We start from the raw sequence: 11,248 nt of genomic DNA, 5'->3' as shown, positions 1-11,248 counted from the left end.
GGTTATAACCCTGAACGGGACTTACCTGCAATACATTCCTGTCGGGGTAAAAAACAGGTTGAAATGCCAGAAACTACTGTCAAAACAATGATGGCAACATTGTCCCCAGAGGACGAAATAGCATTAGTTAATACAAATACCAACGACATTAATCAAGCGATAGCGAAGCGCCCCGCAGGAATTTCACAGAGCGCAGTGCCAAAGGCAATGGCTTCAGAAAAGTCTTCAAAAAATGCTCTTGACAGTGAACCTAGCAGTGCATTTTCTGTAGACGGAAATAACCAAACTTCCAGTCGGGTAGATGATGTAATACCAGCCCTGAGCGCACACCAGCAGGGTACTAAACCAAAAAACTACGCTGACAGCATCAGCCCCATTATCCGCCTGTTCTGGCAGCAAGCAGGGCAACCTGAAACATATTCAGGAAAATACTACGACCTTGAACTAGAAAGAGATATTCTCAAACTGCGACGCAAAAGTGGAGAAGAAATTGCAGAACTTCCCCTCCGTGATGGTGCTGAAAGCAAAGATAAAGGTTTGACATCCGAAGATTTAATAATACTGGAGAGACTCAAAGAGTTGCTATTGAATCACAACCAGCAGCAAGAACCAGAAAATCAAGAAGAATTGGCGTAAATTTACGGTTTTATCAGCAATGCTTCAGATTTATATCAAATGATATAAAACACAAAATAAAACCTACCTCCAATTCTACTTTTTTTCACTAGCACCATCACTGAAGTAACTTTTAGAATCTAATTTTAGGGAACTATTAGTAGTTATCTGTGATGTCTAAGTTACTAATTTCGCTTTGTTTCAATATCGTGTGTCTTGATCAAACGGCAGAGTATCAACATCCTCAAAATTACGCAAATCTATTTCCATCTGCTCCCTGCGTTGTAAATAGGTTTTGTTATCAGTAATTCTTGCTTGCATCTGCTGTTCACCAAAATTGATGCCCTGTTCAGCATATCGAGCAGACAATTTATTGTAATTGTCAACTTCAATTTTTTTACGACGTTCCATTTCTTCCAACGATTGAACGCTCATACCAATACTATGAGCATATTTTACATACTCCGGCTTCAGTGACCCATCACCATTAAATTGCTGCTTCTCTTCTTCTGTGAAAAAGTCATAAGCAGTGTAATTTACCCAAGATTCAGGTTCTGTTTCATCCAAGTATTTAAGATGCTCATATTTTACTTTTAAGGTAGTTGCATAGTCTTCAATTGATTCATTATTCATTCCTATAGATAGCATTTGTTTTCTAGCTTCGTCTTTGAGAACTCCGTCTAAATTCAACTCTCCTCGGTGCATATTTAACCAACGAGTCAATCTTGACATAATCAAACCTCAAGAAATAAAAATTTGGTTTGGAATAAAAATTACCTAAAATTATGACATTAGAATTCAAGCACTTTGACACTAGACTAAATCAATGGATTCATACAGATGGCAATACCAAAAATGCCAACTCAATTTTAACTGAAAATCTAGATAATACACTCTTAGGATTTTTCTTACCAGAAAAGAATTTCTCTTTCGGTCAGATGGATGAAAATACCACGGCAGCAAATTTAAAAAATCATCCAAATGGTGATGTTCTGCTGTTGTCATCCAAAACTAGACTACTCTACGGTTCAGTAGAATGTTTAGAAGTCATTGAAAAACTTTGCCCAGATCGCAAAGACCGTGGTGCTTACGGTTCCATTTTCTTAGGTTCGTGTAAAAATGCCATCCATGAAAAGTTAAATATTTTAGTAGTAGATGATACTAATGGAGAAAATGGAGGCATATTAGCAAATGATGTAGCATATAAATTTGTAGGTGACTGCTATGGTCAGATTACCACTAAACTATATGACCAAATAACTAACAGAAATGAACAAAAAGATAAAAGTTATCGTGTAGTACAGCATCGCTTTGGTTGGAGAGAACATGATGGAGAGGACACCAAATACCGATTTGGCAAAGGCACACTTCGTCCTTATAACTTAGACGAAATAAAATATGCAAATTCAAATAACAAACCTAAAATTGACCTCATTATCCCCATATCTAGCTTCAAGGGAACGGATAAAGATAACCCATCTACACCCATAAAACCCCAAATCAAACCAGGTTTATATAATCAAACCATTTGGTTAGGTGAAAAATCACAGTCCCAAAAAGGTAAGACTGCCATTTCTCAACTACTGGCTTCTTTCCCCCAAGGTATCAAAGACTTTGCTGAAGAATTAGAAAAGCAAGCGCAAGAACTTGCAGAAATCCAGCAAGACCCCAGAAAAGTAGCACAGTTATATTGTGAAAAATATGAAAAACGTAAAGCTTTTATTGAACAGCAAAAAACTGAACAATTAGTAAATGAAGCTGTAGAAAAAGCGGTGAAATTATCTACTGATGACCCTAAGATAGATGAAAATTTATATGCAGATGATTTACAAGACGATAGTGAATCTGAACAAGATGACTTGTTAATGTACAAAATTATCAAAGCAGACCTACTTGGTCATGCCCAACTATTAGAAACTGAGAAAGTTAAACAAGAACTTAGTCGGTTTGTACAAAATGAATGGCGGGATATTGCCCTTGGTCGTGTCCTCACATTTGACCGGGGAATGATTATTCCCTCCAAAGAACTCAAAAATGGTGAGATTTCTGTGCCTTGGATAGCTGAGGGTGAAAAAATTCTCAATTTTCGCTCCCCCTTCCTCAATGCTAATGGTTTATGTGTTTCCGTCAACAAACATATTGAAGATTACTTAGGACCAGATGGCAACCCCTTGGCAGGAATTATCGTAGTCAACGATGAAGACCACAAACGCATTCAAGGTAGGATTGAAGCCCTAAAAGCACAAGGTATTGAAACAGAAGAATTAGACCCCATAGAAACAGAATCAGAACGTCAAGGTCGAGACTTTGATGGTGACTGTATTGGTGTGGAATTAGCCAGTAAATATCCTAATTTTACCGCCGAAGCTGAATACAGAAATCTGCCTGAAAATGCTTATGCTCCCACAGTCAAATTGAAAAAGCAATCTTTTTACAGAGAAGATGGTACACAACCTGAATTTGAAGAAATCGCTATTCACATGAGTGATGGTATCAGCGTTGGTATTATCAATAATCATGTGACAGCACTGGAAGCTTTAGAGTCAGAAATTGAAACTTTAATAACTTATGGAAATTCTCAACAACAAACCGAATATTTAGACCAAGTTGGTAGTCATTATCAAAAATTAGTCAATTTAGAAAATAATCAAAACCATCCTCAAGCCATAAGGGAAGAATACAGAGAACAGATGCAGGAATTTCTCAAACTTGCATCTGTTCAAGATAGAAATTCTCAAGTGATAGAACAAGCAATGGCAATTAATCGCAATATTTACCGACAAATGATTGAAGCAGCTTGTTTCCAAAATCAAATTGCGGTGGATTTATTTAAAAGTGCCAAAAAACCTGATATGGAGGTAATAGCTGAAAACAAACGCTATCTTTATCGAGATGTTAATTATATTAAAGATAAAAAATCTTCATCTGCTTACTTAAATGAAGGTATTACTACTACTGGCTATTCACCAGTAGAGTTACTAATTAACCAAGTTAATAAATACTTTGAATCATCTCATTTAGAATCACGTCCTATTATCCAATTTCAAGATTTATTTAAAGGTGTAGAATTTACTCCTCAACAAAAATTTCAGGCTATATTAGCCAAACAGGAATTTGATGATAAATTCAATGTAGCTACTAGATTAAATAAACGTCGAGAAACTGAACAAGGACCTTATGCTGTTGTCAAAACAAGCAATGGTACAGAAATTACCATTACTAATCTCACTCGCTACGAACATCCAGGAATTTGGAAAGGTTCAACACTCAACATCCGTTTAGAAGAAATTCCAGAAAAATATCGGTCTTTACAACGTCCCCATACTTTATTAGCAATAGCGCAAATTGATGGAGAAACGGAAAATGGAGAACCTAAATATTGCAAACTAGGAACAGTTAGTCAACAATCTGTAATTGACTATAAACTTAAACCAGGAATGATAACTCAGGGTGCAACATTAGTTGAACTTAAACCTGAACTGAGAGAAAGTCAAATCAAATTATTGTTTCAAGAAGCTTATGCTGTTGCTGAAAATTTCTATAATTTAATTCCTGAAGACCAAAAATTACCAGCCGCAGCCGCAACATGGAATATATCAGCTTCTCGACAAGATGAATTAGAACAAGGAGATAATTCAAGTTTGAACTCCCGTAAGAAAGTTTCTAACTTTGTATTTGCAACTTTTGGTAAGGAAATAGTTAGCCGCTTAGATGAGTTACAATTTTCACAACTCAAAGTATTAGGAATTGGTAAGGAAGGAGATAATTTTGTTGGTAGGGAATGGAATTCGCAAGAAAAATATTTGATAGAGATACAAGCCAGTCGCTATCCTCCAGGACATGAAAGACATAATTCTAGATTGGTATTTGTCAAAGACAATGACGAAAAATACAAAGAATTTGCTGTTTTGGAACAAAGAACAGGCCAATTAGCAATTGGTACTCAGGCACAAGCATATATTAAACCAGGTGAATCTTATACAGCTACGGCAACTATTAATTTACCATCACAACCACCAATCAACATTACTATCAGAGAAATTAGTAAATTTTCTCATGCAGGTAAAACTTTTAATGGTGAACCAGTCACACTCGCTATTGGTAATGTAGCAGTTCCTATTGACACAGCTAAAATTAAATTGGCTGGTCAAATATTAGGAGAATTGGATAATGATTCAATTCAAGAATTAAGAAAAATAAATTATTTAGCTAATGGTAATCCGCTACAACTTAAATTAAAGTCTATTGGTGATAGTCAACATGAAGGTGGTTTTATTATTGCTGAATCACCTCATGGGAATTTGTTGAAAATTAATAAGATTAATGTTTATGATTTTAAAGGACAAGTTTTTACTGGAGAAGAATATAAAAGCGTTAGTTTAGAAGTACCAACCAGTAAAAATAGGGATGCTGTTTTTCTAAATGGAGAATTATTAGGAGTTCTTCACTATAAAAAAGATAAGGAAGCACTGCAAAATCTGGGAGTGCTTAAACATGGTCAACAAGGGTCTGTAAATTGTACGTTACAAAGCAATTTTTCTCACACCTTTATTAATATTGAACCCAATACAGTACAATATCCTCAAATTTGGACAAAGGAATCTCAAGCTTTTCAAGATAATTCCCAATCAAATACGGTAACAAAGCAAGAGGTGATGGTTGAAAAAAGTGGACTATTGCTGGAGAAGATCAAAGAACGTCCGACAATATTGTTTACTAGTCAGGAAGATAAGGTACTGGGATTAATAGGAATAGCAGTGGACAACCACAAAACAGAATTAGTTCAGAATTGGTTTAAATCTAAAAATATTGAATTTAATGTTTTATCACTACAAGATGTACCACTAGAAACGAAAAAGGGTCTTTCTCTAATTTACTTGGTTAGTAGTACAATTCCATCTGATGATTTTGATGCTTTGAAGACAAAGTTTGGAGAACCATTAAGTGCTGAAGGAAAAAATAGTGCTTACAATCAATATATTAATTCCCTTCCCAATAGACCACATATAATAGGAGAAAAACTCGATAAAGTTCAGGAATTAGCTACAATTACAATACCTGTTACAGTTACACCGAATTTAACAAATAACAATCCACCACAACAAACAATTGTAGTTACTGAAAATCCGCAAACTATATCCGCAGTAGCTGAGGTATTACCTGCTAATAGCACCATTGTCTCTAAACCGGAAGAGAAGGATGTTGTGATTGCCGGTAAACCTGTGCAAATGGTTTTTCCTATGAAAATGCACGGTGAACCCAACCCTTTACCTGTCAACACTACTATTGAAGCTATGCGCGGATATGGTAGATGCCACACAACCAGAACTTATGAACCGTACAAAGCTTATGGTTTTAAAGAGGGAGATATAGCGATCGCCGTAGGTGGCCATTGTGCGATAACTTCCAGCAGACCATCTCCTCAAAACTCTACACAAATAGCGATCGCCTCCAACGGGCGTTCCGCCATCGCCATATCCAGTTCCCAACAAGTTGCCTTTCGAGTAGGTAAACAATACCGCATCACCGCAGAAATGATTGCAGATCCAGCATATCAGCAACAATGGGGCGCAATGGAAAAACACAGCAGTCGAGAACTGGCCACTTTTAGGGATAAACCTGAAGTGTGGGGACTGCATACAGAACCGCTGGGAGATTATGTCAACAGTAAAATCCTACCTTTCCCCAGTACAAACCTTGAACAGTCATTAGTTACACCTCCTATACCACCACCTTTATCTACAGGCATACCCCTGGTATCTGTCATTACTTCTCCAGTGAATATCGGTTCGAGAAGTTCTGACCCTCTAGGTGCGGCTATGACTAATCCTACTGTTAAAGCCAAGGAGTTAGGCAAAATCCAAGGAGAATACCCTGTATCTTTCCGTGATAACGCCGCAGTACCCGCCGGTAAATATGGACCAGAAACTTATGCCCAAGATAAACCTGCTGGAGTCCCTTTTGTCTCTGCTGAACAAGCTTACCAACACTACAAAACAACAGTACCTTTGGGAGAACCACGAATACAGTTAATGACAGAAATTATTCAAGCTAAGTTAGAACAACACCCCAAGTTGTTTGCAGCTATCACCCAAAGAGGAGGAGTAGAATGGTTGGAAAACTGTACTCACTATGTCACTTCTACCAGAGATAACTACTGGGAAGGCAAGGGTAAAGAATCTCCGTTTATTCGCGCTTTGATTGAGGGATATTCTAAAGTGTTGGAAAATTCTCAGACTATTCAAGCATCCTCAGAATTGATACCAAAGGTTTCTGTACAAACAATTACAACCCTGTCCACACCTCAATCCAAAGATTTTGTCCAAGAAATTCTTAGTTCTCCCAAAACTTCCAACCCACTTGCCAATCTCCAACCCCTAAATGCTTCTGTAGCAACGCATATGCAAAAGGATGTGGCAATGGCTGAAGTAGCTACTCAATTCATTGGTATATCATCTGCACCACCTGAAACACTCTCTAGCACCCGTAATTATCAAAAAGCTTGGGGGGAAAGGGCAAATACGGGGGTGTACTCAGCTAATGACACGATTATGGTTTCAGGTTCTGGTCCTTGGAGGGGTGTTACTCAACAACAAATTTTGGACACCTTCAATAATCATTATGTACCGTTAATTGATCAGGCGATCGCTTCCAAAAGTTCTTTTGTAGTGGGTAATGCTGCTGGTACTGACCAACTGGTAAAACAATATTTAGAAGTACAGGGGTATAAGCTAGAAGCTGTCAATGATGGGTACACACGCGCAGTCAAGCTCGAACAAGATACTACGCTTACCAATCAACAAGCAGAATCTATTACACCAACAGATTCAGAAGTATCTTCCCCAGTACCTACACAGCCATCATCTGTGATGTCATCTCATGGGCTAAAGTTGCCTAACTCTACACCCGTTTCCTCATCCAACATTGTTCAAAAAGAGGTAGTTGCTGATAAAACTATTCAGGATCAAAAAACAACATTAGAAAAATTAAGAACCTGGTATTTGACTGCACAAAAGTTAGGTAAGTCAGCAGAATATATTCAGCGAATTGTAGAGGTTGGTAATGAATTTAAATCAGGTGCAGAATTAACAAAAAAAGCGGTCTTAGCAATGAATAATGATTTTCAAGAATTACATTCTATCAATCGTCTTACCCAAATTTCTCAACGAATGGGGGATGTATTTGGCATTCCTCAAGATAATGGAGACGTTATAGTACAAGGTAAAGAATACTTGATTTCCATCAATAACTCTCACAAAGATTTAACGATTATAAAAAAAGATGGAAGTGTTTTACTAGATATTAAATTAGGACAAATTAACCAGAGTCGAATATCGGCTGAAGTTATTGATGTATTTGAGGAAATCAACAATAATATCAATCAATCTTTGGCATCAGTCAAAAATCAGTATCTTCAAGTTTAATATTTAACCAAATTAGTCTTTATTGAATTCATTGGCATAAATTTATGACAACTAATCCTTTAACTATACTCACTGAAGAATCAACCAAAATATCACCCGATATTTCCCCTGCTAAAGCTGCTTATATGTTAAGCCAACTTCTCGAATATGTTGATTACAATGAATTAGAATCAATTCCGGTAACAGAAACTGTAAGCGTCGAAGAACAAAGTGATGCTATTAAAACACTGGCATCTATTATTGCTAGTCTCAATTCTGGAAGGACTATGGAAGAATCTGTTATAATAACATTTGAACCAGAGGATATCCAGGTACAAAATCCAGAGTTTATTCCTGAATTACCAGTTATCTTGGCAAATGATTTAACTGTAACTACAATAGAAAAGGAGAAACACAATCTCGATCAAATTAATAATGATTCAATTATAGTTTTGGTGGATGAACAGGAAGAAAACCAAACAGAAATATATGAAGAAGACATTATGTTGTACGTCATTCCTTTGATGATAGCAAGGTTAATGAGCGAAAAAAGTTTAGTAGAAAATAGTAAAGATGGAGAGATTAGAGTTTATCAATTAGATGAATTTACTGCTTCACTACAAGTTACAGCGACAGAGGAGCAAATTTTAATCTTGAAAAGAAAGCAACATTTATATTCTGAAGCCGATGTTGCTTTAAATGCTGTGAGAAAAACAAATTATGCCCAGTTTCAAGTTACTACAAATCAATTAACAGAAGCAGAGATAGAAAAGTTTAAACTGATAGCGTTAATGGAGTATAATCAAAGTAATCAATTACTTAAAAAGGAACAAGAGTTAGGAGAGTAATAGAATTTGTTTATCAAGATATGGTTGATTCCTGGATATAAAGACGTTACATAGGACTCCTATTTGATTTTTGAACATCTTTTTTTACGCCAGGACCTTTAAACGTCTTTTAAGAAGTAAAATAAAAATGTAGAGTTGGGAGATTGTCAAATTATGCAAATCACAATTGATTTACCAGATAATTTAACAGATAAAATCCAGGATAAATTAGAGGATTTATCCCAAAAAGTTCTCAATACATTAGCTATAGAAGCTTTTTTGGAAGGGTTTATTAATTTTAATGAATTTAGACAGATGATAGGTTTTCAGGATGATACAGCTTTTAAAGCTTTTTTATCTGCAAGTCTTCCCGTTCATTCTTTAGGATTATTGACTTTGATGGAAAGTTGTGCAGATATAGATTTTAGAATTAATGAACAAGGGATTTTGGAAGAAATTAATAATGATGGCTCTACCTTTCCCTTTATGTAAAACAAAATTTATTGTAGCGACTGTCTTGATTGTCAAGTGATAATCCAGACAGTCGCTACAATAATTAAATTAATATTCTTTTCTATAAGGGGGAGCGGTAAAACCAATAATTTTACAAAAATGAGTTTTGATCTTTTTATTATCAAAAATAATATTGTTATTGAAATCAAAGATATTATCTTGAATGTATTTAAATAATTTTTACCCCTGAACCCCTTGACACAAAATGCCCAAAATCTTGTTTAACTCCTTAATATAATAATTATTTAAATCAATAAATACATTAGTTCCTTCCAACTTCAAAAACTTCCAAATATCTCCGGTAGTAACAGCACCATAAATAGTTTTAATTTCATTACCTTCCTGCTCATTAAACAATTGTGCTGCTAACATTGCTGCCATACATTGTCCTAAACCACCTTTAATGTTTTCGTTCTTTGCTTCTACAATAATCATTACAGGTACATTAATTGTTAACTGTTCCTTAGAACGACTGATTACAAAATCACAATAACCATTTAAACCTTTTTCAACATCAACATTAAAATCACTTCCTGAAAATAAACTAATTTGAGAATTAGCCCTACGTCTTACCTCTAATAGAATAGGGGTAATAATCATTTCAGAACGGGCTTTTTCAGTATTAATTGCTAATGCCAATTCCGTAGTTTCTTCTAAACTATTTTTAAGTTTTTCACTTATTTGGATAGGTTCAATATTAGCAAATAAATCCATTTCTTCATTAATATGAATATGGAAATCCTTTTTAAATTTACTCAATGTAAAATCACTATAAGCCATTTGTATTACCTTATTATTTTCGGTTCTATCCTACTTGATATGCTATTTAAATCACTTATTTTCCCAATTGGTTTAAATTTCGTTTTCTTCTAGCGTCTCTCTTTTGCTGTGCTTTATTCAGTTTCTCAAGTTGTTTAAATCTAGGAGAAGTGGTAAAATTTAAGGATATGGGGTTCTCTGTACCAGTCGCTTTTATAGTTTTAGGAGAGATATCTGTGATATCCTTTAAACCAAGTTTGACAAGCACTTCATCATAATCTCCTATCACATCCTCATCAACACACCCTGCTTGAAAAGCTCGCTCAATTAAAGGTAAACAATCTATTGCATTCATATCAGAAAGCACCCAGACAATATGACCGTTAAACTCAGGATCATTGTCTCTAAAAGATTCTAGCTGTTGACATAAAGAAGTAACACAATACTGGTAATACTCTGGATAGATAGAGGCAATGGTTTTAATAGTTAAAATAGCTATAATCCGGGAAAATTGCCCATGAGAATCATCGGCAATATAAGTAGAAAGTGCTGGAATTACAGGTAAACCAATCAGGCTCAAAACATTTTTTAATTCTTCATCCAAAATGAACAATATTTCATCCTTAAAATCAAACTTATCAAATTTGGATAATAAGGTAATTAATGGCTCAATTGCTTCTTCTACTCGGAATTTTCCTAATATACGTATTGCATGAATTGGTGCATATTCCAATAAACCACTTTCATAATATAAAAGGTCGTTATGATGTATAGTGTAAAAATCCTCATCAGTTGCTAAACGGATCAACTCAGGAATATGTTCAGTAGTAATACCTAATTCATCGTAGTTAGGCCATTTATCTGGGGATAATTTCCCTGTCCCTTCTTGATAATTAAACAATTGAGCAACAGTGTCGGAATAACTATTTTGAAACATACAAATCAAACCTGAATTTTAATACTGTTTGCATAGATTTATTAGTTTGATTCTAACGCAAAACAACAATTATTGAACCAATGTTGAAACCTACATTCAAGCCGTTGTTTGAAAAAGTGCAAAATAAGACTGTGCTTATAACCCAGAATTTAATGATCTCCTTGACGAAGAATATCCCTTAGACGGAAAACTAC

The 11,248-nt window shown here is 35.3% G+C and carries 6 protein-coding genes and 1 pseudogene; 4 read left to right on the top strand and 3 right to left on the bottom strand.

Annotated elements, in window-relative coordinates; genetic code table 11:
* A pseudogene (locus tag FJR11_RS22990) lies at positions 1–636 on the top strand (relaxase/mobilization nuclease); the annotation flags it as partial.
* Positions 637–816: 180 nt separating this feature from the next.
* On the opposite strand, the gene FJR11_RS22985 reads toward FJR11_RS22990, so the two are convergent.
* Complete coding sequence (locus FJR11_RS22985; RefSeq protein ID WP_168507965.1) at positions 817–1,347, bottom strand: hypothetical protein; 531 nt, start codon at positions 1,345–1,347, stop codon at positions 817–819.
* A 53-nt stretch (positions 1,348–1,400) separates the two neighbouring features.
* On the opposite strand from FJR11_RS22985, the gene FJR11_RS22980 reads away from it, so the two are divergent.
* The 3 genes from FJR11_RS22980 to FJR11_RS22970 all read left to right on the top strand — a co-directional run bounded on the left by FJR11_RS22980 (position 1,401) and on the right by FJR11_RS22970 (position 9,337).
* Positions 1,401–8,039, top strand: coding sequence for a hypothetical protein (locus FJR11_RS22980; RefSeq protein ID WP_168507963.1), 6,639 nt, complete (start codon positions 1,401–1,403; stop codon positions 8,037–8,039).
* Positions 8,040–8,083: 44 nt separating this feature from the next.
* Positions 8,084–8,866: a hypothetical protein gene (locus tag FJR11_RS22975; protein ID WP_168507961.1), complete on the top strand. Its 783-nt coding sequence runs from the start codon at positions 8,084–8,086 to the stop codon at positions 8,864–8,866.
* A gap of 153 nt (positions 8,867–9,019) precedes the next feature.
* The gene (locus FJR11_RS22970; protein ID WP_174763181.1) at positions 9,020–9,337 is read left to right on the top strand and encodes a hypothetical protein; all 318 of its coding nucleotides are present in this window, start codon (positions 9,020–9,022) and stop codon (positions 9,335–9,337) included.
* A gap of 201 nt (positions 9,338–9,538) precedes the next feature.
* Here the strand turns inward: FJR11_RS22970 and FJR11_RS22965 are convergent, their stop codons facing one another.
* A complete protein-coding gene (locus FJR11_RS22965; protein ID WP_168507959.1) occupies positions 9,539–10,138 on the bottom strand; it encodes a hypothetical protein in 600 nt (199 codons plus the stop codon).
* Between the two features lie 55 nt (positions 10,139–10,193).
* A complete protein-coding gene (locus FJR11_RS22960) occupies positions 10,194–11,054 on the bottom strand; it encodes a hypothetical protein (RefSeq protein ID WP_168507957.1) in 861 nt (286 codons plus the stop codon).
* Positions 11,055–11,248: the final 194 nt, after the last annotated feature.

This window comes from Anabaena sp. UHCC 0187 (genome assembly GCF_009712035.1).
Lineage (GTDB): Bacteria > Cyanobacteriota > Cyanobacteriia > Cyanobacteriales > Nostocaceae > Dolichospermum.
This window is presented reverse-complemented; position numbering and strand designations above follow the sequence as displayed.